The following is a 23,311-nucleotide window of genomic DNA, read 5'->3' on the forward strand; positions in this document are numbered from 1 at the left end:
AAAAAAGGGCTGATGTGTTCGTCAGCTATTGCTGGTCCGATTCTGCCAGGTCATCTTGCTCCTGGCCCAAGAGCGATAATTCCAACAATGCGTATCGGTGCTCAACGTAGTTATGAACGTTGTTTGCGACCGCCAGTTTGAACAGTGCCGTAGCGCTGTCCTTGTCCCCCAGACTTAGGTAGTACTTACCTAAATAGAAGTTGGTTTCACTGAGATGCTCAGCGAGCGAGGTGTTATCCGTTGCGTCTGCCTTCAGACGGGTCATTAGCTCTTTTTCGCTAATGTCGCCAAGGTAGAACCCGACAATGTTCCATCCCCATTGTTCTTTATCCGACTTGTCTAAGCGCTGTCTCAGTGCTTCAAGCGCCTGCTTCTCATCGAGCTGACGCTCGGCGAGATAAAGCCACAGGCTTCGGAAAGGATCATTGGGATCGTCTTGATAAAACGCCAGCAGATCATCTTGCGCTAACTTAGCACGACCGCCGTAATACAGGGCGATGCCGCGATTTAAGTGCGCGTAGTTGTAAGTTGGATCAAGCTCAAGTACAGAATCAAACGCTTCATAGGCAGCATCAAAATTGCCTGCCTGCGTTAAATAAATGCCTAAGTAATTGAATACTTCAGGCATATCCGGTCGGATTGCCAGCGCTTGTGAAAAATCATTTCGCGCTAATGCCCTCAGACCGAGACTATCATACAACACTCCGCGCTCATATAAAAGCTGTGCGCGTTCGTCATCGGTTAAAGCCCGACTGGCAAGAATTTGTTCCATGCGCGCCAGAATCACTTCTTGCTGCAAAGTCGGTTGCAATGGCACCGCGAGGACTGCGTCCTTACGCCAGGCAGAGTTGCTGCATCCTGCCAGCGTGAGAGCTGTCGCCACGAAACACCAGCGCAAAAAAGGCTTCATTTCCCACTCCCGAAGACAACGATTGGATGAACGTCCAGTTCCCCGGCTGCAAACAGGGCGTCCTGCCCGTAATGCGCCCTCCGCTATGCGGAGGGCAAACGGCAACCTTACTCGCCCTGCTGTTCGGCAGCCGGAGCTTCCGGCGCAGCCGCAGGCTGAGTTTGTTCAGTTGCTTCTTTGATGCTCAGACGGACACGGCCCTGACGGTCAACTTCCAGAACCTTAACCGGCACTTCCTGACCCATCTGCAGATAGTCGGTCACTTTCTCAACGCGCTTGTCGGCGATCTGAGAGATGTGAACCAGGCCTTCTTTACCGCCGCCAATGGCAACAAACGCGCCAAAGTCAACGATGCGGGTCACTTTACCGTTATAGATACGGCCAACTTCGATCTCAGCGGTGATCTCTTCGATACGACGAATCGCGTGCTGCGCTTTGTCGCCATCGGTTGCTGCGATTTTAACGGTACCGTCATCTTCGATTTCGATAGTGGTGCCGGTCTCTTCGGTCAGCGCGCGGATAACGGAGCCACCCTTACCGATAACGTCTTTAATTTTGTCCGGGCTGATTTTGATCGTGTGGATACGCGGTGCGAATTCGGAGATATCGCCGCGCGGCGCGTTAATCGCCTGTTCCATCACGCCCAGGATGTGCAGACGCGCACCTTTAGCCTGGTTCAGAGCAACCTGCATGATCTCTTTGGTGATACCTTCAATTTTGATATCCATCTGCAGCGCAGAGATACCTTCGCGGGAACCCGCTACTTTGAAGTCCATATCGCCCAAGTGATCTTCATCGCCCAGAATGTCAGACAGTACGACGAAGTTGTCGCCTTCCTTCACCAGACCCATTGCGATACCCGCAACGGCGGCTTTCACCGGCACGCCTGCGTCCATCAGCGCCAGAGAAGCGCCACAGACGGAAGCCATGGAGGAGGAACCGTTAGATTCGGTGATTTCAGAAACCACGCGAACGGTGTACGGGAACTCTTCGATAGTCGGCATAACGGCCAGGACGCCGCGCTTGGCCAGACGACCGTGACCGATTTCACGACGCTTCGGAGAACCGACCATTCCCGTTTCGCCTACGGAGTACGGAGGGAAGTTATAGTGGAACAGGAAGGAATCCGTGCGCTCGCCCATCAGCTCATCGATGTTCTGCGCGTCGCGTGCGGTACCCAGGGTCGCGGTAACCAGCGCCTGAGTTTCGCCACGAGTAAAGAGTGCGGAACCGTGGGTACGCGGCAGAACGCCGGTACGAACGTCCAGACCACGAATCATATCTTTTTCACGACCATCGATACGCGGCTCACCGGCCAGTACGCGGCTACGCACCACGTTTTTCTCGATTGCGTGCAGGATTTCACCCAGTTCGTTAGCGTCCAGGGATTCATCTTCCGCAACCAGGGTGGCGATAGTTTCAGATTTGATCGCGTCAACCTGAGCATAACGCTCCTGTTTGTCGGTGATACGGTAAGCATCGCTCAGGCGAGATTCAGCCAGCGCGGCAACGCGCGCGTTCAGCGCCGCATCAACCACTTCCGGCTGCCAGTCCCAACGCGGTTTACCGGCTTCTTTCACCAGGTCGTTGATGTTCTGAATAACAATCTGCTGCTGGTCGTGACCAAACACGACCGCGCCCAGCATCTGGTCTTCGCTCAGCAGTTCAGCTTCGGATTCAACCATCAGTACTGCGGCTTCGGTACCTGCAACAACCAGATCCAGTTTGCTGGACTTCAGCTCTTCCTGGGTCGGGTTCAGCACGTACTGGTCATTAATATAACCGACGCGAGCGGCGCCAATTGGGCCGTTGAACGGAATACCGGACAGGGACAGGGCTGCGGAAGCGCCAATCATCGCGACGATATCCGGGTTAACCTGCGGGTTAACGGAAACCACGGTCGCAATAACCTGAACTTCGTTGACAAAACCTTCCGGGAACAGCGGGCGAACCGGGCGGTCAATCAGACGCGCGATCAGGGTTTCGCCTTCACTCGGACGGCCTTCACGACGGAAGAAACCACCCGGGATTTTACCTGCAGCGTAGGTACGCTCTTGATAGTTAACGGTCAGCGGGAAGAAATCCTGGCCTGGTTTCGCTTTTTTCTGGCCCACAACGGTAACGAATACCGCGGTGTCATCCATGCTAACCATAACGGCGGCAGTTGCCTGGCGCGCCATCATGCCGGTCTCCAGGGTTACGGTATGTTGGCCGTACTGGAATTTACGAACGATCGGATTAAGCAAAATTCTATCCTTATATCTATAGATGATGTCAAATCCACGATAAGACATCGTATGACCCGATCTTCTGCATCCTCGCGACTAATGACAACCTTTACCCGCCCCTGCGAGTCAAGCCTCTCATTAGCCGCGCGAACCTCTGCATGAAGATCATTAATAGCAACAATACATGAGTTTTTAATGAATTGCTGCCGCCCGGTCGAAAAAAGGGGCCGTGAGGCCCCTTCTTCTGAAACTCGCAGAATTAGCGACGCAGACCCAGACGCTCGATCAGCGCAGAGTAACGTGCAACATCTTTACGTTTCAGGTAGTCGAGCAGTTTACGACGCTGAGAAACCATGCGCAGCAGACCACGACGGCTGTGGTGATCTTTTTTGTGCTCTGCAAAGTGACCCTGCAGGTGGTTGATCTGTGCAGTCAGCAGTGCAACCTGAACTTCAGTAGAACCGCTGTCGTTTTCGCCACGACCGAACTCAGAAACGATTTTTGCTTTAGCTTCAACGCTTAGAGACATTTTCGAACTCCAAAATTAAAAGAAAGAAAGGGTGCCGATCTCTAATTCAGCAACCCCTGATATAACGCTCGCAAATGTTAAATCACTTTGGCGAGCGTTAAGCGGCGATATTCTACTCGCAGCAGCCTTTTATCGCAAGGAAAGCGCTCAGGCAGGGTATTCAACCACCAGACGACGAGGCGCAACGCGGCCTTCATCATCAATTTCACCCATACCAAGAAACTTCTCTTCCGCGCCTTCCGTGACGCGAACCAGCCCCTGTAGCGGCGCGCCCGATGTACGAACCGGGTTACCGTTTTTAAAGTAGACGGCTGAGGTTTCCGGAATATTAATCAACGGGTAATCCGAAGCCGGACTGTCCATCGGCATCAGCAGCGGGTCCAGCAGCTGAGCGGCGGGAATATCCTGCGCATTGGCCTGCTCGACCAACGCCTGCAGCTGCTCCAGCGTCACCATTCGTTCGACAGGATATTTACTGACCGCCAGGCGACGGAGAAAAGTGACGTGCGCGCCGCATCCTAATTTCTCGCCTAAATCATCAATAATCGTGCGAATGTAGGTGCCTTTCGAGCAGTGGATTTCCAGCTCAAGCTCGCTACCCTCATGACGAATAAATAACAATTCGTATACCGTAATCGGCCGGGATTCACGCGGTACTTCAATGCCCTGGCGGGCATATTCGTACAGCTTTTTGCCCTGGTATTTCAGCGCCGAATACATCGACGGTATCTGCTGAGTTTCGCCGCGGAAGCCGTCAAGCGCGGCTGCCAGCTGCTCCGGGCTAAAAGCCAGCGGACGCTCTTCCACCACCTGGCCATCGGCATCAGAGGTATCGGTGCGCTGGCCGAGCTTTGCAATCACGCGGTAGCGCTTGTCAGAATCGAGCAGATACTGGGAAAACTTTGTCGCTTCCCCGAGGCAAATCGGCAGCATACCGGTCGCCAGCGGATCCAGCGCGCCCGTGTGCCCTGCCCGGTTGGCGTTATAAAGCCGTTTGACTTTCTGCAACACGTCGTTGCTGGATGCGCCTTGCGGTTTATCCAGCAACAGAACGCCGTGCACATCGCGGCCGCGACGACGAGGACGACTCATTAGTCCTCCTTGCTGTCGTCCGGGTTCACACGACGCTCATCGTCATGTTTCACCACGCTGGTCACCAGATTCGACATGCGCATCCCTTCGACTAACGAATTATCGTAGAAAAACGTCAGTTCAGGCACGATACGCAGGCGCATCGCTTTGCCCAGCAGCGAGCGAATAAAACCAGACGCTTCCTGCAAAGCCTTGATGCCCGCTTTCACGGCGGCTTCGTCTTTATCGTTCAGGAAGGTCACAAACACTTTGGCATAGGCCAGATCGCGGGACATTTCGACACCTGAAACCGTGGTCATCATGCCCAGACGCGGGTCTTTAATTTCGCGCTGCAGGATGATTGCGATCTCTTTTTGCATCTCCTGGGCCACACGCTGCGGGCGACCAAATTCTTTCGCCATAATAAATTCTCCAGACAAATAAGGGGGCCACGCGGCCCCCTTTAATTTTGTATAACCGGGTGGCGCTGCGCTTCCCCGGCCTACTAAACGATTAATCGATGGTACGTTGAATCTCGATGATTTCGAACACTTCGATCATATCGCCGACGCGAACGTCGTTGTAGTTCTTAACGCCGATACCACATTCCATGCCGTTACGGACTTCGTTAACGTCATCTTTAAAGCGGCGCAGGGATTCCAGCTCGCCTTCATAGATAACCACGTTGTCGCGCAGAACGCGGATTGGGTTGTGACGCTTAATCGTACCTTCGGTGACCATACAGCCCGCGATGGCGCCGAATTTCGGCGATTTGAACACATCACGCACTTCAGCCAGACCGATGATCTGCTGTTTCAGTTCCGGAGACAGCATGCCGCTCATCGCTGCTTTCACTTCGTCGATCAAATGGTAGATGACGGAGTAGTAGCGCAGATCCAGGCTTTCCGCGTCGATAACTTTACGCGCAGATGCGTCAGCACGAACGTTAAAGCCAACCAGAATCGCGTTGGATGCGGCCGCCAGGGTTGCGTCGGTTTCGGTGATACCACCTACGCCGGAACCAATGATCTTCACTTTCACTTCGTCGGTAGACAGTTTCAGCAAGGAGTCGGAGATCGCTTCCACAGAACCCTGAACGTCCGCTTTGAGGACGATGTTCACTTCGTGAACTTCGCCTTCAGTCATGTTGGCGAACATGTTCTCCAGCTTAGATTTCTGCTGACGAGCCAGTTTAACTTCACGGAATTTGCCCTGACGATACAGCGCAACTTCACGCGCTTTCTTCTCGTCACGCACGACGGTCACTTCGTCGCCGGCAGCCGGTACGCCAGACAGGCCGAGGATTTCCACCGGAATGGATGGACCCGCTTCCAGCACTTCCAGACCCAGTTCGTTACGCATCGCACGAACGCGACCGTATTCGAAACCGCACAGGACGATGTCGCCTTTATGCAGCGTACCTTCGCGTACCAGAACGGTTGCAACCGGACCACGACCTTTATCGAGGAAGGATTCGATCACCGCGCCGCTCGCCATACCGTTGCGAACCGCTTTCAGCTCCAGAACTTCCGCCTGCAGCAGAATAGCATTCAGCAGATCGTCAATACCGGTACCGGCTTTAGCGGATACAGGGATGAACTGCGCTTCGCCGCCCCACTCTTCCGGCATAACGCCGTACTGAGACAGTTCGTTTTTAACGCGATCCAGGTCAGCTTCCGGCTTATCGATTTTGTTCACCGCAACGACCAGAGGTACCTGCGCCGCTTTCGCGTGCTGGATAGCTTCGATGGTCTGCGGCATCACGCCGTCGTCTGCCGCCACAACCAGAACCACGATATCCGTCGCCTGCGCACCACGAGCACGCATAGAGGTAAACGCGGCGTGGCCCGGGGTATCCAGGAAGGTGATCATACCGTTGTCGGTTTCAACATGGTACGCACCGATGTGCTGGGTGATGCCGCCCGCTTCGCCAGAGGCCACTTTCGTTGAACGAATGTAGTCCAGCAGAGAGGTTTTACCGTGGTCAACGTGACCCATGATGGTCACTACCGGTGCGCGCGGTTCAGCCGCTGCGCCGGTGTCACGGTCGCTCATTACCGCTTCTTCCAGCTCGTTTTCACGACGCAGGATAACCTTGTGGCCCATCTCTTCGGCAACCAGCTGCGCGGTTTCCTGGTCGATGACCTGGTTGATGGTCGCCATCGCGCCCAGTTTCATCATCGCTTTGATGACCTGAGAACCTTTGACGGCCATCTTGTTGGCCAGATCGCCAACGGTGATGGTTTCGCCGATGATGACATCACGGTTAACCGCCTGAGCCGGCTTCTGGAAACCTTGCTGCAGAGCAGAACCTTTACGATGCTTACCGCCTTTACCGCCGCGAACGGCCGCACGGGCTTCTTCACGATCGGCTTTCGATTCAGCGTGTTTATTGCCTTTCTTCGCCGGGCGCGCTGCTTTCGCATTACGTCCGCGGCCGCGACCGCCTTCAACTTCACGATCGTTGTCGTCTTCAGCCTGACGAGCATGCTGAGAAGTCGTTACGTGATAGTCAGTGGTCTCTTCAGGCGTTTCTGGCGCTTCAGTCCAGTTCTTTTCATTTTCTTGAGCCATACGGCGTGCTTCTTCCGCTACACGGCGCGCTTCTTCTTCAAGTTTGCGGCGTGCTTCTTCTTCCGATTTGCGCTTGAGCTCCGCTGCTTCATTTTCGCGGCGTTGCTTTTCAGCCTGGGCGGTTTTGGTCATATCGTCGGTTTGTTGATTGCTCACTTTGTCTTTTTCCGCGGCTTCACGTTTCGCTTTATCGGCGAGTTCACGTTTCGCTTGTTCTGCGGCCTCACGTTCAGCTTTTAATTGCGCCTCGCGTTTGGCTGATTCTTCAGCTTCACGACGGGCTTGCTCTTCCGCTTCACGCTGCGCCTGCTCTTCCGCGGCAAGGCGTTCGGCCTCTTGCGGATCGCGTTTCACAAAGGTGCGTTTCTTGCGGACTTCGATTTGTACCGATTTGCTCTTTCCACCGGTACCCGGAATATTTAACGTGCTGCGCGTTTTGCGCTGCAGCGTCAGCTTGTCGGGCGCCGAGCCGTGTTCACGGTTCAGGTGCGTCAACAAGGTTTGCTTCTCTTGCGCGGTCACAGAATCATCAGCCGATTTGCGGATCCCTGCATCAGCAAACTGCTGTATCAGGCGATCCACAGAGGTCTGAATCTCTGAGGCCAGCGCTTTAATGGTCACATCTGTCATGCTGTTCCTTCCTGCTACAGTTTATTACGCTTCGTCGCCGAACCAACAAATATTACGAGCGGCCATGATAAGTTCTCCGGCTTTCTCGTCGGTCAAGCCTTCGATATCAGCCAGATCATCAATGCCCTGCTCGGCGAGATCTTCCAGCGTACAAACACCACGGGCGGCCAGGGTGAATGCCAGAGCGCGATCCATACCTTCGAGATTCAAAAGATCGTCGGCAGGTTTGCTGTCTCCCAGGCTCTCTTCTTTGGCCAGCGCCAGCGTGGTCAGCGCGTTTTTCGCCCGCTCACGAAGTGCTTCAACGGTTGCTTCATCCAGACCGTCGATTTCCAGCAGTTCCTTCATTGGCACATAGGCCAGTTCTTCCAGAGTGGCGAAACCTTCTTCAACCAGCAGCGTGGCGAAATCTTCATCAATATCAAGATATTTAGTGAAGGTATCAATCGCTGCATGGGCTTCGGCCTGATGCTTAGCCTGGAGGTCGTCAACGGTCATGACGTTGAGTTCCCAGCCGCTGAGCTGAGATGCCAGACGTACGTTCTGACCGTTACGGCCAATGGCCTGCGCCAGGTTGCCCGCTTCGACTGCGATATCCATGGTGTGCTTGTCTTCATCTACCACGATAGATGCGACGTCAGCCGGAGCCATGGCGTTAATCACGAACTGCGCCGGGTTATCGTCCCACAGCACGATATCGATACGCTCGCCGCCCAGTTCAGTCGAGACAGCCTGAACGCGCGCGCCGCGCATGCCGACGCAGGCGCCAACCGGATCGATACGCTTGTCGTTAGTTTTAACGGCGATTTTGGCACGAGAGCCAGGATCGCGAGCCGCCGCTTTAATTTCGAGAACTTCTTCACCAATTTCCGGTACTTCAATGCGGAACAGTTCAACCAGCATTTCCGGCTTGGAGCGAGTCACGAACAGCTGCGCGCCGCGCGCTTCCGGACGAACTGCGTACAGTACGCCACGGATACGGTCACCCGGACGGAAGTTCTCACGCGGCAGCATATCTTCACGCAGGATCACGGCTTCAGCGTTGTTGCCCAGATCCAGCGTAATGTTGTCGCGGTTCACTTTCTTCACTACGCCCGTGATGATTTCACCTTCGTGCTCACGGAACTGATCGACGACCATCGCACGTTCGGCTTCACGTACTTTTTGTACGATAACCTGCTTGGCGGTCTGCGTAGTGATACGGTCAAAGGTGACAGATTCAATCTGGTCTTCGACGTAATCGCCAGGATTCATGCTTTCATCTTCGTAGCGCGCAGCTTCCAGCGTGATTTCGCGCGTCGGCTGAGTGACTTCTTCAACTACCAACCAGCGACGGAAAGTATCGAAATCACCGCTTTTGCGATCGATTTCTACGCGCACGTCGATCTCTTGCTCATATTTTTTCTTGGTAGCCGTCGCTAACGCACTTTCCAACGCTTCGAAAATTTTCTCACGCGGCAGCGCCTTTTCGTTGGAAACGGCTTCAACAACAGCCAAAATTTCTTTGTTCATCGGGGCCTTTCACCTCAATCCAGACTGTTAAAAGTGGGGAACCAGGTTCGCCTTCTGGATGTTACTCAGCGCGAACACTTCATCTTTGCCTTCGACGGTTACCGTGATCATCTCACCGTCTACCGCTTTGATAAGGCCCTGCCATTTGCGTCGGTTCTGTACCGCCATGCGCAAAACCAGCGAAACTTCTTCACCAATGAAACGCTCATAGTGCTCGGCGGTGAACATGGGACGATCGAGACCAGGGGAAGAGACTTCCAGGTTATAAGCGACTGTAATCGGGTCTTCGACGTCCATGACAGCACTGACCTGGTGGCTCACATCAGCACAATCATCAACATTGATGCCATCGTCACTATCAATATAGATGCGCAGTGTGGACGTGCGACCGCGAATAAATTCGATGCCGACCAGCTCAAAGCCAAGCGCTTCAACTGGCGCAGTGAGCATCTCTGTTAATTTTTGCTCTAATGTGGACAAACCCACCCCCAAGACATAAAAAAAGGGCGTATAGCCCAGTTATTCTGAAGTCAGATAACAAAAAACCCCGATAAATCGGGGCTTTAGATAACTGAACCCTGAGATCGCAACTGCGATCTGGAACACTTTCCAGAAGAATTCTTTCAAATTCGTCTACGAAGGACCCGGTCCTCACAGTATATTTGAAAAAGTACTTAATGGGAAAGTGGTTGCGGGGGCCGGATTTGAACCGACGACCTTCGGGTTATGAGCCCGACGAGCTACCAGGCTGCTCCACCCCGCGCCTGAAACGTGGCATATTTTACTCGTTTTGAGCAAAAGACGCAAATACTGCTGGGATTTGGTACCGAGAGACGGGACATAAAATCGTAGTGAATTGTATTGATACTTCATATATTTTGTCAACATGAATTTCACATTGCAGGTTTCGGTTCATGCTGGTATTTCAGGCTTTTTTGGCAAAAATAGGCTCTGCCTCTTCCTGTCGCCAGCAAAAGATGATTAAATGAAAACTCACAATTAATGCATAAACATGCAATAAAGATTGTTGAGTTGAACTCACCACAGTCTATCTAGCAGGGTTTTATTTTATGACGACGATTCTCAAGCATCTCCCGGTAGGCCAACGTATTGGTATTGCTTTTTCTGGTGGGCTGGATACCAGCGCCGCGCTGCTGTGGATGCGTAAAAAGGGTGCAGTCCCTTATGCATATACTGCAAACCTGGGACAGCCAGACGAAGACGATTACGATGCCATTCCTCGTCGTGCCAAAGAATATGGTGCTGAAGGGGCTCGTTTGATCGATTGCCGTAAACAGCTGGTTGCCGAAGGCATTGCCGCGATTCAGTGCGGAGCATTTCATAACACCACCGGCGGATTAACCTACTTTAACACCACCCCGCTGGGCCGCGCGGTGACCGGTACCATGCTGGTCGCTGCCATGAAGGAAGACGGCGTCAATATCTGGGGCGATGGCAGTACCTATAAAGGTAACGATATTGAACGTTTCTATCGCTACGGCCTGCTGACCAATGCTGAGCTGAAAATTTACAAACCGTGGCTGGATAGCGACTTTATCGACGAGCTGGGCGGCCGTCAGGAGATGTCAGAGTTTATGATTTCCTGCGGATTTGACTATAAAATGTCCGTAGAAAAAGCCTACTCAACCGACTCCAATATGCTGGGCGCCACACACGAAGCGAAAGATCTCGAGTTCCTGAACTCCAGCGTCAAGATTGTGAACCCGATTATGGGCGTCAAGTTCTGGGACGAAAGCGTCAAAATCCCGGCGGAAGAAGTCACCGTTCGCTTTGAACAGGGCCACCCGGTTGCGCTGAACGGACAAACCTTTAGCGATGACGTTGAACTGATGCTGGAAGCTAACCGCATCGGCGGCCGCCATGGTCTGGGTATGAGCGATCAGATCGAAAACCGTATTATCGAAGCGAAGAGCCGCGGCATTTATGAAGCCCCGGGCATGGCGCTGCTGCATATCGCCTACGAGCGTCTGCTGACCGGTATTCACAATGAAGATACCATCGAGCAATATCATGCGCACGGTCGTCAGCTGGGTCGTCTGCTGTATCAGGGGCGCTGGTTCGATTCCCAGGCGCTGATGCTGCGCGACGGACTGCAGCGCTGGGTGGCTAGCCAAATCACCGGCGAAGTGACGCTTGAACTGCGTCGCGGCAACGACTACTCCATCCTCAATACCGTCTCTGATAATCTGACCTATAAAGCAGAGCGTCTGACGATGGAAAAAGGTGACTCGATGTTCTCCGCCGAGGACCGTATCGGCCAGCTGACGATGCGCAACCTGGATATCACCGATACCCGCGATAAGCTATTTGGCTACGCGCAGTCCGGACTGCTGACCGCCTCTTCCGCCACCGGCTTGCCGCAGGTAGAAAATCTGGAAAGTAAATCTAAGTAACGTTCCAGAGAAAATAGTGAAGGCCGCGCGAGCGGCCTTTTTTATGCAGAAATATCCGCGCCAAAGCGACGTGGAATATCCGGCACTGATGCTGCCGTTCACCTTTCTCTGGACGAAAAAAAAGACGCTTTTCAGCGTCTTTTTTCAAGAAATTGGTACCGAGGATGGGACTCGAACCCACAAGCCCGTTAGGGCACTACCACCTCAAGGTAGCGTGTCTACCAATTCCACCACCTCGGTACGGATACTACTTATCAGTGCGGGATATCGCTGCTCGGCTGCGCCGGAGCTGTCGGCTGAGTTTGCTCAGTTTTCGGAGCGCTCAGATTATCCCACTCACTTCCTTTATTGGTCTTGTTGCTGTTGATATTGCCCAGCGCCAGACTGATGATGAAGAACAGCGCAGCCAGGATACCAGTCATGCGGGTCATGAAATTACCTGAACCGCTGGATCCAAACAGAGTGCCGGAAGCGCCTGCTCCGAAGGAGGCTCCCATATCAGCGCCTTTACCTTGCTGCAGCATAATCAGACCAACAAGGCCAATCGCCACAATAAGGAAAACAACTAAAAGAGCTTCGTACATAATCAACCTGTTCCTTGCGGATTTGCCGCATACCAAGTGCTTCGACCAATAAAGCGGGACGTTTCAACGTTTCCCACTGAAGCGGGTGTGAATACTAACCAAAGCGAATGACCTTCGCAAGGGCAATTTCAGCGCATTGTATCAAGTGCGGAAAAAAACAGCAAAAAGCGATTTATTGTCGACTAAAAAGGCGGCAAGCGTCGCCTTTTTAGTCACTTAGCAAGAGAGATTAAACGCTTTTCACCGCATCAGCGATACGGTGAGCAAATTCGTGCACCTGTTCTTCATGCTCGCCTTCCACCATAACGCGAATCAGCGGCTCAGTGCCTGATTTACGCAGCAGTACGCGGCCTCGATTCCCCAGCGCCGCTTCCACTTCTGCCGTTACCGCTTTGACGTGCTCATGTTCCAGCGGGTTACCGCTACCTTCCGTAAAGCGAACGTTAACCAGAAGCTGCGGGAACATTTTCATTCCGCTGCACAGGTCGTGCAGGCTCAAATGGTTACGCACCATTGCCGCCACAACCTGCAGGCTGGCGACAATCCCATCACCCGTAGTGGTTTTATCCAGTAAGATCACATGACCGGAGTTTTCCGCGCCAATGCGCCAGCCCTTCTCCTGCAGCTTCTCCAGCACATAGCGGTCGCCCACTTTGGCGCGAACAAAAGGAATACCCAGCTGTTTGAGCGCCAGTTCGAGACCCATATTGCTCATCAGCGTCCCGACAGCGCCGCCCCGCAGCTGCCCCTGACGCAGGCCCTCACGGGCAATGATATAGAGGATCTGGTCACCGTCGACTTTGTTGCCTTCATGGTCCACCATAATGACCCGATCGCCATCGCCATCGTAAGCAATGCCCAGATCGGCCTTTTCCGCCAGCACGCGCGCCTGCAGAGCACGAACGTCCGTCGCCCCGACTTCTTCATTGATGTTGAGACCATCAGGCTCACAGCCCATCGCAATGACCTGAGCGCCCAACTCGCGGAAAACGTTCGGCGCAATGTGATATGTCGCCCCGTGAGCGCAATCGACCACCACTTTTAAAGAGTTGAGGCTCAGCTCGTTCGGGAAAGTGCCTTTGCAAAACTCGATATAACGACCGGCAGCGTCGACGATACGGCTGGCTTTACCCAGCTCGGCGGAATCCACGCAGGTGAGTTCTTTTTCCATTTCAGCTTCAATGGCTTCCTCTACCTCATCAGGAAGCTTCGTGCCCTCGATAGAGAAGAATTTGATGCCGTTGTCATAGAACGGATTATGCGAAGCGGAAATCACAATCCCGGCTTCCGCGCGGAAGGTGCGCGTCAGATAGGCAATTGCCGGCGTTGGCATCGGGCCGGTAAAAGAAGCGGATAATCCCGCGGCGGCCAGGCCAGCCTCCAGCGCGGACTCCAGCATATAGCCTGAAATACGGGTATCTTTACCAATAATAATCTTCCGTGAGCCGTGCCTTGCCAGTACCTTACCTGCCGCCCAGCCCAGCTTTAACACAAATTCTGGCGTTATTGGCGCATCGCCTACGCGGCCACGAATACCATCAGTACCAAAATATTTGCGGTTACTCATAACGTTTATTTTCCTTAGCGGCCAGGGTAGCTTCCACCACGCGCAGCGCTTCTACCGTTTCTTTGACATCATGGACGCGAATTATCTGCGCGCCCTGCATTGCAGCAATGACAGCACAGGCCAGGCTGCCACTCAGGCGCTCCGTCGGCCCGACATTAAGCAACTGACCTACCATCGACTTACGCGACATACCTACCAGCAGCGGAAGACCAAAATGATGGAACTCTCCAAGTCGGGCAAGCAGTTCATAATTATGAGAAAGATTTTTACCGAAACCGAATCCCGGGTCGAGCAACAATTTATCTTTTGCGATACCGGCCCGTTCGCAGCGCACAATATGTTCGACAAAAAAGCGCTCAACGTCAGCAAACACGTCCGCGTACTTCGGCGCGTCCTGCATTGTCTTCGGCTGACCCTGCATATGCATCAGACATACCGGCAAGCCCGTTTCAGCCGCAGCCTCCAGCGCTCCCGGTTCGGTCAGCGAACGGATATCATTGATGATATGCGCGCCAACACGCGCCGACTCGCGAATCACTTCCGGTTTTGAGGTATCAACGGAGATCCAGACCTCAAAGCGCTGGGCAATCGCCTCCACCGTCGGAATGACTCGCGCCAGTTCTTCCTCGACGCTGACATCCGCAGCCCCCGGACGCGTCGACTCCCCACCGATATCAATGATAGTCGCCCCGGCATTGATCATCAGATTGGCGTGTTTAACGGCTTCGACCAGCGTGTTGTGAGTCCCGCCGTCAGAGAAAGAATCAGGAGTAACGTTAAGAATACCCATCACATGTGGATGAGAGAGATCGAGGGTTGAGCCCTGGGCTACAAGTTTCATCGCTAAATCCCTGAGTCAGAGAAAGGTTGAAAAAGAAAAACCCCGGAGCATACGCTCAGGGGTTTTAAAAAGTACAACAGCGTCAATAACGGCTAACTTATTTGTCGCCCAGCTGTTCTGACATGGTATTGCCCGGGTTTGGCGTACGCGGTTCATCGACCGGACGCGGAGCACGAGGGGTGCCATTGTTGTCAGAATTGTTGGATGAACCCGGTTCTTCCCAGCCAGCTGGGGGGCGAACATCGCGGCGAGCCATCAGGTCATCAATCTGCGGGGCGTCGATGGTTTCATATTTCATGAGCGCATCTTTCATCGCGTGCAGGATGTCCATGTTATCGTTCAGAAGCTGGCGTGCACGATTGTAGTTACGCTCAATCAGTGACTTCACTTCCTGGTCGATAATACGCGCCGTTTCATCGGACATATGCTTCGCTTTCGCGACGCTGCGGCCAAGGAAAACTTCACCTTCTTCTTCGGCATACAGCAGCGGGCCGAGTTTGTCAGAGAAGCCCCACTGGGTGACCATGTTACGCGCCAGGTTAGTCGCGACTTTAATGTCGTTCGACGCGCCGGTAGAAACATGCTCTACGCCGTAGATAATCTCTTCCGCCAGACGACCGCCGTACAGGGTTGAAATCTGGCTTTCCAGCTTCTGACGGCTGGCGCTGATCGCGTCGCCTTCAGGCAGGAAGAAGGTGACACCCAGTGCGCGACCGCGCGGGATAATCGTCACTTTGTGCACCGGATCGTGTTCCGGCACCAGGCGGCCAATAATCGCATGGCCCGCTTCGTGATATGCGGTGGACTCTTTCTGCGCTTCCGTCATCACCATGGAGCGACGTTCCGCACCCATCATGATTTTGTCTTTCGCTTTCTCGAATTCAACCATCGATACAACGCGCTTGTTGCCACGAGCCGCAAACAGCGCCGCTTCGTTCACCAGGTTTGCCAGGTCAGCACCGGAGAAGCCCGGCGTACCGCGGGCAATAATTGCCGCGTCGATATCCGGCGCCAGCGGTACGCGGCGCATATGCACTTTCAGAATCTGTTCGCGACCGCGAACGTCCGGCAGACCTACCACAACCTGACGGTCAAAGCGGCCTGGACGCAGCAGCGCAGGGTCAAGAACGTCCGGGCGGTTGGTTGCCGCGATAACGATGATACCTTCGTTACCCTCGAAGCCGTCCATCTCAACCAGCATCTGGTTCAGGGTCTGTTCACGTTCATCGTGACCGCCACCTAAGCCCGCACCACGCTGGCGGCCCACGGCGTCGATTTCATCGATAAAGATGATGCACGGAGCCGCTTTCTTGGCCTGTTCGAACATGTCACGCACGCGGGATGCACCGACACCAACGAACATTTCAACGAAGTCAGAACCGGAAATCGTAAAAAATGGAACCTTAGCTTCACCCGCGATGGCTTTTGCCAGCAAGGTTTTACCGGTACCCGGAGGGCCGACCATCAGGACGCCTTTCGGGATTTTACCGCCCAGCTTCTGGAAACGGCTCGGCTCGCGCAGGTATTCAACCAGTTCAGCCACTTCTTCTTTCGCTTCGTCACAACCGGCGACGTCGGCAAAAGTGGTTTTGATCTGGTCTTCCGTCAGCATACGCGCCTTGCTCTTACCGAACGACATGGCACCTTTGCCACCGCCGCCCTGCATCTGGCGCATAAAGAAGATCCAGACGCCGATAAGAAGCAGCATCGGGAACCAGGAGATGAAGATAGAAGCCAGCAGGCTCGGCTCTTCTGGCGGCTCACCAACCACCTTGACGTTTTTAGTCAGAAGGTTATCAAGCAGCTTAGGATCGTTCACCGGGATGTAGGTCGTGTAACGGTTACTATCTTTCTTGGTAACGTTTATCTCACGTCCGTTGATACGCGCTTCGCGAACCTGGTCCTGATTGACCTCCTGCAGGAAGGTAGAATAATCCACCTTGCGGCCATTCGACTCGCTGGGCCCAAAGCTCTGGAATACTGACATCAGCACAACGGCAATGACCAGCCAGAGTATTAGGTTTTTCGCCATGTCACTCAAGGGATTAACCTCATATTACAACTGTGTTAAAAACAGCGTCAGGATACTCTATATCCAGCGTCTTTCAAACTTTCGTTTGAAATCTGCCGGTTATGGTTTACGCCCGGTCGCTACAATATACACTTCACGCGAACGGGCGCGAGAAGAGTCCGGCTTACGAACTTTGACCTTCGTAAACAGGGAGCGAATCTCTCTTAGATACTCATCGAAGCCTTCGCCCTGGAACACCTTCACTACAAAACTACCACCTGGCGCTAAGACATCACGAGCCATTCCAAGCGCCAGTTCCACCAGATACATGGCCCGGGGAATATCCACCGCCGGTGTTCCACACATATTTGGCGCCATATCGGACATGACAACTTGTACTTTACTGTCACCTACACGCTCAAGTAACGCTTTCAGGACTAATTCATCACGAAAGTCGCCCTGAAGGAAGTCCACACCAACGATTGGATCCATAGGTAGAAGATCGCAAGCAATGATGCGGCCGCTGTTACCGATCTGCGTAACCGCGTATTGCGACCAGCCACCGGGTGCAGCGCCGAGGTCAACTATCGTCATCCCCGGTTTAAAAATCTTGTCACTTTGCTGTATTTCATCAAGTTTAAACCAGGCACGGGAACGTAACCCCTTTTTCTGTGCCTGCTGAACATATTTATCGCTAAAGTGTTCCTGAAGCCAACGACTTGAGCTGGCAGAACGCTTTTTACCTGTCATTTAACATTCCCATTTCGGGTTCATCGTACTTCGCGACGTAAAAATCGACGCGGTAGTTTGGCGATATATGGGAGATGGCGGTAGAATGAACCGTTTTCAATCCCAACGTAAGCAAAAAAATACGATGAATCTGAGTACTAAACAAAAACAGCACCTGAAAGGTCTGGCACATCCGCTCAAGCCGGTAGTTATGCTTGGCAACAATGGTTTGACCGAAGGGGTACTGGCCGAGATTGAACAAGCGTTAGAGCACCATGAACTTATCAAGGTGAAGATCGCCTCGGAAGATCGCGAAACTAAAACCTTGATCGTGGAAGCTATCGTGCGCGAAACCGGCGCCTGTAATGTACAGGTCATCGGTAAAACGCTGGTTCTGTACCGCCCGACTAAAGAGCGTAAAATCTCGCTGCCACGCTAAGAATATCCTGGTTATCGACACAACTTTGTGTAAATCGAGGGTTTTCTGCGGGTAGACGAGCAAAATGCCATGCTCCGGACGCTGATAAAAGGCCGCTACGCGGCCTTTTTCCTTTCTTTACAATCCATCAACATCGTAGCGTTAAATTCGGATTAAAGGTACTCAACCTTCAGAATTTCGAATTCGACTTCACCGCCCGGTGTACGGATTACCACAACATCATCCTGCTCTTTACCGATTAAACCACGTGCAATCGGTGAGTTAACAGAGATCAGATTTTGCTTAAAATCGGCCTCATCATCGCCGACGATACGATAAGTTTGCTCTTCATCCGTATCGAGATTCAGAACGCTGACCGTCGAACCAAAAATCACCCGGCCATTGTTAGGCATTTTAGTGATGTCGATAACCTGCGCGTTCGACAGCTTTGCTTCAATATCCTTAATGCGGCCTTCACAGAAGCCCTGCTGTTCGCGGGCAGCATGATACTCAGCATTTTCTTTCAGATCGCCGTGCTCGCGCGCATCAGCGATGGCCGCGATGATTTCAGGACGACGTACGGACTTCAGGAAATCTAGTTCTTCGCGCAGTTTTTCAGCGCCACGTAAGGTCATCGGAATAGCTTGCATTTGTTATACCTCTTTTCATTCCTTCATGGAGCAGACAACACCGCTCCGCAGCCGGTCAAGACTTGAGCAGGGCCGGAGCAAAAGAAAACCGACCCGGAAAGTCATCCCCAGGTCAGCAGCAATTTTCAATTTGATACGTATTTTACCCTGAAGTTCACTATGGGTCATCGTTTACTTTACAGGGCGATGCACCGTAGTATGACGGACTGGTTTCAGGCTGTTAGCGCGAGATTATGCGATTTCCCAGATTTATCATCGGATTGACCGCCGGTATAGCGCTTAGCGCTCAGGCGGCGAATATTGACGAGTACATCAACCAGCTTCCTGCGGGCGCAAACCTTGCCTTTATGGCGCAGAAGGTGGGATCCCCAACGCCGGAGATAGACTATCATAGCCAGCAGATGGCGCTTCCGGCCAGCACCCAAAAGGTGATAACCGCACTTGCTGCGCTGCTGCAGCTGGGTCCGGACTTCCGCTTCACCACCACGCTGGAAACGAAAGGCAGTCTCGATGGCGGTGTCCTGAAAGGCGACCTTATTGCGCGCTTTGGCGGCGATCCCACCCTTCGGCGTCAGGATATTCGTAATATGGTGGCCACGCTGAAGAAAGCCGGCGTCCAGCGAATTGAAGGTAATGTCCTGATCGATACCTCCATCTTCGCCAGCCATGACAAAGCGCCGGGCTGGCCCTGGAATGATATGACGCAGTGCTTTAGCGCCCCGCCAGCGGCAGCTATTGTCGATCGAAACTGTTTCTCCATCTCGCTCTATAGCGCGCAAAAACCGGGCGATCTGGCGTTTATCCGCGTGGCGTCTTACTACCCGGTGACCATGTTCAGCCAGGTACGAACGCTGGCGCGCGGCTCTTCTGAAGCACAGTACTGTGAGCTTGACGTGGTTCCCGGCGATCTGAACCGATACACCCTGACCGGCTGTCTGCCGCAGCGCAGCGAACCGCTGCCGCTGGCTTTCGCCATCCAGGATGGTGCCAGCTACGCCGGTGCGATTCTGAAAGCGGAGCTGACCGATGCCGACATCACCTGGAGCGGCACGCTGCTGCGTCAGACGCTGGCGAACGATCCGGGTACCGTCCTGGCGAGCACCCAATCTGCACCGCTGCACGATCTGCTGCGTATTATGTTGAAAAAATCGGACAACATGATCGCCGATACGGTATTCCGCACCATTGGGCATGCCCGCTTCAGCGTACCGGGTACCTGGCGAGCCGGATCCGATGCCGTACGGCAGATCCTGCGCCAGCAGGCCGGTGTCGATCTCGGCAATACCATTATTGCCGATGGCTCAGGTCTATCGCGCCATAACCTCATCGCGCCAGCCACGATGATGCAGGTGCTGCAGTACATCGCCCAGCACGATAACGAGCTCAACTTTATCTCGATGCTGCCTCTGGCCGGCCACGACGGTTCTCTGCAATACCGTGCGGGTCTGCATCAGGCTGGCGTTGATGGCAAAGTTTCGGCGAAAACGGGTTCACTGCAAGGGGTGTATAACCTGGCCGGTTTCATCACTACCGCCAGCGGCCAGAAGATTGCGTTCGTGCAATATTTGTCTGGCTACGCCGTGCCTCCGGCCGACCAGCGTAATCGCCGCATTCCGCTGGTGCGCTTCGAAAGCCGATTGTACAAGGACCTGTACCAGAACAACTAAAAGCAAAAGGGCCGCATCATATGCGGCCCTTTTTGTGTACCCGGAATTAACGCTTGTAGATGAATTCGACGCCTTCTTCGTCGTCTTCGTCCCAATCGTCATCCCAGTCTTCATCATCTTCCACTTCAGCTTCTTCAAGCTGCTGACGATGATAGTCGTCCCACATAAACTCGACTTTTTCGGCCGGCTTCGCTTCTTCCGCATGGACAATCGGGTTTTCGATGATAAAGGTCATCACGTCCCAGCACAGGTCTTTTACGCCCTGCTGACTGGCCGCCGAAATCAGATAGAATTTATCTTCCCAGCCCAGCGCCTGCGCGATAGCTTTCGCTTTCGCTTCCGCCTCAGCTTTATCCATCAGGTCAATCTTGTTAAAGACCAGCCAGCGCGGCTTAGAAGCCAGCTTCTCACTGTATTTTTCCAGCTCACCGATAATAATCCGCGCGTTCTCAACCGGATCGGAGCCGTCAATCGGCTCGATATCGATGAGATGCAGCAGCACGCGGCAGCGCTCCAGGTGCTTCAGGAAGCGAATACCGAGGCCTGCGCCTTCCGCTGCGCCTTCAATCAGCCCAGGGATATCCGCCACCACAAAGCTCTTCTCGTTATCCATACGCACCACGCCGAGGCTTGGCACCAGCGTCGTAAACGGATAGTCAGCGACTTTAGGCTTGGCAGCGGAAACGGCACGAATAAAGGTCGATTTACCCGCATTCGGCATCCCCAGCATCCCGACGTCCGCCAGCAGCATCAGCTCCAGTTGGAGATCGCGCTTATCGCCCGGCGTCCCCATCGTCTTTTGACGCGGAGTACGGTTTACGGACGATTTGAAACGGGTGTTACCCAGACCGTGCCAGCCGCCTTTGGCGACCATCAGACGCTGACCGTGCTTGGTCATATCGCCCATCGTCTCGCCGGTCCCCTGGTCGATTACACGGGTTCCTACCGGCACTTTCACCGTCACGTCTTTACCGCGTTTACCGGTACAGTCGCGGCTCTGGCCGTTTTGCCCGCGCTCGGCGCGGAAAGACTTCTCAAAACGATAGTCGATCAGGGTGTTCAGGTTTTCGTCCGCTTCAAGCCAGACGTCGCCGCCATCACCACCGTCACCGCCGTCCGGGCCGCCTCTCGGGATATATTTTTCGCGGCGGAAGCTAACGCAACCATTGCCGCCATCGCCTGCTACGACCAGGATCGTTGCTTCATCAACAAACTTCATTTTACTCTCCGTAAATCATTCGCCTGAGCGGGGGAGCGGCACAACCGCTTCTCGCTTACGCCATCGTCCCCAAAGACGATGACCGACGGCGGAATACATCGCGCCCGCAACCACGACAAACGCACCGAGATAACCCATCAGGTTCAACAGCGGTCTGGCGAAAACGTCGGGCCAGGCCAGTGATAATAAATCTGAAAACAGCAGCGTAAACAGCGGCGTTAAGGTAATCAACGCGCTCACCTGCGCCGCCTGCCAGCGCGCCATCGCTTCCGCCAGCGCGCCGTAGCCGACCAGGGTGTTCAGGCCGCAAAAAACCAGGCAGGCCAGCTGCCAGTCGCTTAATGCCAGTACCTGCGAAGGCTTCGCTAATGGCAATAGCGATATCGTACATAAAGTGTACAGCAAAAAAAGGATTTGCTGTGACGCCAGACGCCGCAATAACACCTTTTGCGCGACACCGTAGCACACCCACACCGTCGCCGCCCCGACGCCGAAAATTACCCCCCACGTGTAGTCCGTCAGGCGAGTAAAAATCTCAATCAGGCTGGTGTTAAAAAACATGACCAGACCGCTCACCAGCATCAGCGCTCCCACAACCTGAGTGCCGCGCATTTTTTCTTTAAGGACAAAAACGCTGGCCACCATCATGCCGACCGGGGACAGCTGGCCAATCACCTGGGAAGCGGTGGGGCTGAGATATTGCAAGGAAGAACTAAACAGAATGAAGTTACCGAACAAACCACCCGTCGCAATCACCAGCAGTATCAACCACCGCGGCTTACGAAAAATACGCAGCGGAGGCAGTTTTCTTTTCATGGCCAGAATGGCGCCAAGACCAAAACTTGCCATCAAAAAGCGATAAAAAACCACCGTCGGCGGCTCCATCACTTCAAGAACCTGCTTCATTGCGATCGGCAGGGCCCCCCAACACATCGCCGTGGTGAGCGCTAAAATAATGCCGATGCCGGCCTGCTGCTTCATGCCCGTTTTCCCTGCAGAAAATTTTCCGGGTTTTCAATGTAAAAAGCCCCGCAACACGTTGCGGGGCTTTAATCCGTTACCGGACCACGAAAAACTTACTCAGCAACGATGCTGATGTATTTACGGTTGTTCGGGCCTTTAACTTCGAATTTCACTTTACCGTCTGCTTTAGCAAACAGAGTGTGGTCACGACCGCAACCTACGTTAGTGCCAGCGTGGAATTTGGTACCACGTTGACGAACGATGATGCTACCCGCCAGAACGGATTCGCCACCGAAACGCTTAACGCCCAGGCGTTTAGCTTCTGAATCGCGACCGTTACGAGTTGAGCCGCCAGCCTTTTTATGTGCCATTTAAATCTCTCCTCAGGTCTTAGGCGCTGATGCCAGTAATTTTCACATCAGTGAACCACTGACGATGGCCCTGCTGCTTACGGTAGTGTTTACGACGACGAAACTTAACGATTTTAACTTTCTCGCCACGACCGTGTGCAACAACTTCAGCTTTGATTACGCCGCCCTCAACGAAAGGAACGCCGATTTTAATTTCTTCACCGTTTGCGATCATCAGCACTTCTGCGAACTCAACAGCTTCGCCAGTTGCGATGTCCAGCTTTTCCAGGCGAATGGTTTGACCTTCGCTTACTCGGTGTTGTTTACCACCACTTTGGAAAACCGCGTACATATAGAACTCCGCTTCCGCGCACCTCTTCGTATGATTCAGAGTGCGCTATAAATATTCACAATAGGGCGCGAATATTACGCAAAACGCGAGCC

The 23,311-nt window shown here is 53.6% G+C and carries 21 protein-coding genes and 2 tRNA genes; 3 read left to right on the top strand and 20 right to left on the bottom strand.

The genetic code is table 11. The features are described from left to right. Positions 1-25: 25 nt before the first annotated feature. From nlpI to BWI76_RS25105, 9 genes are all read right to left on the bottom strand, one after another. Entirely contained in the window at positions 26-910 is an 885-nt protein-coding gene (gene nlpI, locus BWI76_RS25060) for a lipoprotein NlpI (protein WP_004139820.1), read from the bottom strand. Positions 911-1,017: 107 nt separating this feature from the next. Beyond that, a complete protein-coding gene (pnp, locus tag BWI76_RS25065; RefSeq protein ID WP_004139819.1) occupies positions 1,018-3,156 on the bottom strand; it encodes a polyribonucleotide nucleotidyltransferase in 2,139 nt (712 codons plus the stop codon). A 241-nt stretch (positions 3,157-3,397) separates the two neighbouring features. After that, positions 3,398-3,667 carry a 30S ribosomal protein S15 gene (gene rpsO / locus BWI76_RS25075; RefSeq protein ID WP_002918244.1) on the bottom strand — a complete coding sequence of 90 codons (270 nt, stop codon included), beginning with the start codon at positions 3,665-3,667 and terminating at the stop codon, positions 3,398-3,400. Between the two features lie 147 nt (positions 3,668-3,814). Further along, positions 3,815-4,759 (bottom strand): tRNA pseudouridine(55) synthase TruB, encoded by a 945-nt coding sequence (gene truB, locus BWI76_RS25080; RefSeq protein ID WP_024358750.1) that lies wholly within the window; start codon positions 4,757-4,759, stop codon positions 3,815-3,817. Continuing rightward, complete coding sequence (gene rbfA / locus BWI76_RS25085; RefSeq protein WP_004106092.1) at positions 4,759-5,160, bottom strand: 30S ribosome-binding factor RbfA; 402 nt, start codon at positions 5,158-5,160, stop codon at positions 4,759-4,761. Before rbfA ends, truB begins: the two co-directional genes overlap by 1 nt. Before the next feature lie 91 nt (positions 5,161-5,251). Next, positions 5,252-7,942: a translation initiation factor IF-2 gene (infB, locus tag BWI76_RS25090; protein WP_004125655.1), complete on the bottom strand. Its 2,691-nt coding sequence runs from the start codon at positions 7,940-7,942 to the stop codon at positions 5,252-5,254. Between the two features lie 24 nt (positions 7,943-7,966). Beyond that, complete coding sequence (nusA, locus tag BWI76_RS25095; RefSeq protein WP_004125657.1) at positions 7,967-9,454, bottom strand: transcription termination factor NusA; 1,488 nt, start codon at positions 9,452-9,454, stop codon at positions 7,967-7,969. Between the two features lie 27 nt (positions 9,455-9,481). Continuing rightward, positions 9,482-9,934 (bottom strand): ribosome maturation factor RimP, encoded by a 453-nt coding sequence (gene rimP, locus BWI76_RS25100; protein ID WP_004139810.1) that lies wholly within the window; start codon positions 9,932-9,934, stop codon positions 9,482-9,484. 206 nt (positions 9,935-10,140) lie between these two features. Next, positions 10,141-10,217, bottom strand: a tRNA-Met gene (locus BWI76_RS25105). Between the two features lie 307 nt (positions 10,218-10,524). Between BWI76_RS25105 and argG the strand changes: the two genes are divergently transcribed. Then, positions 10,525-11,868 carry an argininosuccinate synthase gene (gene argG / locus BWI76_RS25115; RefSeq protein ID WP_004139807.1) on the top strand — a complete coding sequence of 448 codons (1,344 nt, stop codon included), beginning with the start codon at positions 10,525-10,527 and terminating at the stop codon, positions 11,866-11,868. 153 nt (positions 11,869-12,021) lie between these two features. Here argG and BWI76_RS25120 read toward each other — a convergent pair. The 6 genes from BWI76_RS25120 to rlmE form a co-directional block, all read right to left on the bottom strand. Then, positions 12,022-12,108: transfer RNA gene (locus BWI76_RS25120), tRNA-Leu, on the bottom strand. 14 nt (positions 12,109-12,122) lie between these two features. Further along, on the bottom strand, positions 12,123-12,452 hold the full coding sequence (gene secG, locus BWI76_RS25125; RefSeq protein ID WP_004106103.1) for a preprotein translocase subunit SecG: 330 nt from the start codon (positions 12,450-12,452) through the stop codon (positions 12,123-12,125). Positions 12,453-12,681: 229 nt separating this feature from the next. Further along, positions 12,682-14,019, bottom strand: coding sequence for a phosphoglucosamine mutase (gene glmM / locus BWI76_RS25130; RefSeq protein WP_064371558.1), 1,338 nt, complete (start codon positions 14,017-14,019; stop codon positions 12,682-12,684). Then, entirely contained in the window at positions 14,012-14,860 is an 849-nt protein-coding gene (folP, locus tag BWI76_RS25135) for a dihydropteroate synthase (RefSeq protein ID WP_004125673.1), read from the bottom strand. The genes glmM and folP overlap by 8 nt, the downstream gene beginning before the upstream one ends. A gap of 97 nt (positions 14,861-14,957) precedes the next feature. Further along, a complete protein-coding gene (ftsH, locus tag BWI76_RS25140; RefSeq protein WP_004139802.1) occupies positions 14,958-16,892 on the bottom strand; it encodes an ATP-dependent zinc metalloprotease FtsH in 1,935 nt (644 codons plus the stop codon). A 99-nt stretch (positions 16,893-16,991) separates the two neighbouring features. Then, positions 16,992-17,621: a 23S rRNA (uridine(2552)-2'-O)-methyltransferase RlmE gene (gene rlmE, locus BWI76_RS25145; RefSeq protein ID WP_004106110.1), complete on the bottom strand. Its 630-nt coding sequence runs from the start codon at positions 17,619-17,621 to the stop codon at positions 16,992-16,994. 124 nt (positions 17,622-17,745) lie between these two features. Between rlmE and yhbY the strand changes: the two genes are divergently transcribed. Beyond that, positions 17,746-18,039, top strand: a complete 294-nt coding sequence (gene yhbY / locus BWI76_RS25155; RefSeq protein ID WP_004139797.1) for a ribosome assembly RNA-binding protein YhbY — start codon at positions 17,746-17,748, stop codon at positions 18,037-18,039. Positions 18,040-18,191: 152 nt separating this feature from the next. On the opposite strand, the gene greA is transcribed toward yhbY, so the two are convergent. After that, positions 18,192-18,668, bottom strand: a complete 477-nt coding sequence (gene greA, locus BWI76_RS25160; protein ID WP_004125674.1) for a transcription elongation factor GreA — start codon at positions 18,666-18,668, stop codon at positions 18,192-18,194. A 233-nt stretch (positions 18,669-18,901) separates the two neighbouring features. Here greA and dacB point away from each other — a divergent pair, with 233 nt between their 5' ends. After that, positions 18,902-20,335 carry a serine-type D-Ala-D-Ala carboxypeptidase gene (gene dacB, locus BWI76_RS25165; protein ID WP_049086998.1) on the top strand — a complete coding sequence of 478 codons (1,434 nt, stop codon included), beginning with the start codon at positions 18,902-18,904 and terminating at the stop codon, positions 20,333-20,335. 46 nt (positions 20,336-20,381) lie between these two features. On the opposite strand, the gene cgtA is transcribed toward dacB, so the two are convergent. From cgtA to rplU, 4 genes are all read right to left on the bottom strand, one after another. Next, positions 20,382-21,554 carry an Obg family GTPase CgtA gene (gene cgtA / locus BWI76_RS25170; RefSeq protein ID WP_004125676.1) on the bottom strand — a complete coding sequence of 391 codons (1,173 nt, stop codon included), beginning with the start codon at positions 21,552-21,554 and terminating at the stop codon, positions 20,382-20,384. 15 nt (positions 21,555-21,569) lie between these two features. Then, the gene (locus tag BWI76_RS25175) at positions 21,570-22,535 is read right to left on the bottom strand and encodes a DMT family transporter (protein ID WP_004139791.1); all 966 of its coding nucleotides are present in this window, start codon (positions 22,533-22,535) and stop codon (positions 21,570-21,572) included. 95 nt (positions 22,536-22,630) lie between these two features. Next, positions 22,631-22,888 (bottom strand): 50S ribosomal protein L27, encoded by a 258-nt coding sequence (rpmA, locus tag BWI76_RS25180; RefSeq protein ID WP_003861831.1) that lies wholly within the window; start codon positions 22,886-22,888, stop codon positions 22,631-22,633. 19 nt (positions 22,889-22,907) lie between these two features. Continuing rightward, positions 22,908-23,219 (bottom strand): 50S ribosomal protein L21, encoded by a 312-nt coding sequence (rplU, locus tag BWI76_RS25185; protein WP_004106123.1) that lies wholly within the window; start codon positions 23,217-23,219, stop codon positions 22,908-22,910. Positions 23,220-23,311: the final 92 nt, after the last annotated feature.

The sequence above is a fragment of the Klebsiella sp. M5al genome (assembly GCF_002090195.1).
Classification (GTDB): Bacteria; Pseudomonadota; Gammaproteobacteria; order Enterobacterales; family Enterobacteriaceae; genus Klebsiella; species Klebsiella grimontii.

Coding starts and splice junctions, on each gene's coding strand:
- dacB (WP_049086998.1), top strand. CDS start 18,902: ATGCGATTTCCCAGATTTATCATCGGATTGACCGCCGGTATAGCGCTT.
- infB (WP_004125655.1), bottom strand. CDS start 7,942: ATGACAGATGTGACCATTAAAGCGCTGGCCTCAGAGATTCAGACCTCT.
- yhbY (WP_004139797.1), top strand. CDS start 17,746: ATGAATCTGAGTACTAAACAAAAACAGCACCTGAAAGGTCTGGCACAT.
- nlpI (WP_004139820.1), bottom strand. CDS start 910: ATGAAGCCTTTTTTGCGCTGGTGTTTCGTGGCGACAGCTCTCACGCTG.
- rlmE (WP_004106110.1), bottom strand. CDS start 17,621: ATGACAGGTAAAAAGCGTTCTGCCAGCTCAAGTCGTTGGCTTCAGGAA.
- argG (WP_004139807.1), top strand. CDS start 10,525: ATGACGACGATTCTCAAGCATCTCCCGGTAGGCCAACGTATTGGTATT.
- cgtA (WP_004125676.1), bottom strand. CDS start 21,554: ATGAAGTTTGTTGATGAAGCAACGATCCTGGTCGTAGCAGGCGATGGC.
- rpsO (WP_002918244.1), bottom strand. CDS start 3,667: ATGTCTCTAAGCGTTGAAGCTAAAGCAAAAATCGTTTCTGAGTTCGGT.
- nusA (WP_004125657.1), bottom strand. CDS start 9,454: ATGAACAAAGAAATTTTGGCTGTTGTTGAAGCCGTTTCCAACGAAAAG.
- ftsH (WP_004139802.1), bottom strand. CDS start 16,892: ATGGCGAAAAACCTAATACTCTGGCTGGTCATTGCCGTTGTGCTGATG.
- secG (WP_004106103.1), bottom strand. CDS start 12,452: ATGTACGAAGCTCTTTTAGTTGTTTTCCTTATTGTGGCGATTGGCCTT.
- glmM (WP_064371558.1), bottom strand. CDS start 14,019: ATGAGTAACCGCAAATATTTTGGTACTGATGGTATTCGTGGCCGCGTA.
- BWI76_RS25175 (WP_004139791.1), bottom strand. CDS start 22,535: ATGAAGCAGCAGGCCGGCATCGGCATTATTTTAGCGCTCACCACGGCG.
- rplU (WP_004106123.1), bottom strand. CDS start 23,219: ATGTACGCGGTTTTCCAAAGTGGTGGTAAACAACACCGAGTAAGCGAA.
- folP (WP_004125673.1), bottom strand. CDS start 14,860: ATGAAACTTGTAGCCCAGGGCTCAACCCTCGATCTCTCTCATCCACAT.
- rbfA (WP_004106092.1), bottom strand. CDS start 5,160: ATGGCGAAAGAATTTGGTCGCCCGCAGCGTGTGGCCCAGGAGATGCAA.
- truB (WP_024358750.1), bottom strand. CDS start 4,759: ATGAGTCGTCCTCGTCGTCGCGGCCGCGATGTGCACGGCGTTCTGTTG.
- greA (WP_004125674.1), bottom strand. CDS start 18,668: ATGCAAGCTATTCCGATGACCTTACGTGGCGCTGAAAAACTGCGCGAA.
- rpmA (WP_003861831.1), bottom strand. CDS start 22,888: ATGGCACATAAAAAGGCTGGCGGCTCAACTCGTAACGGTCGCGATTCA.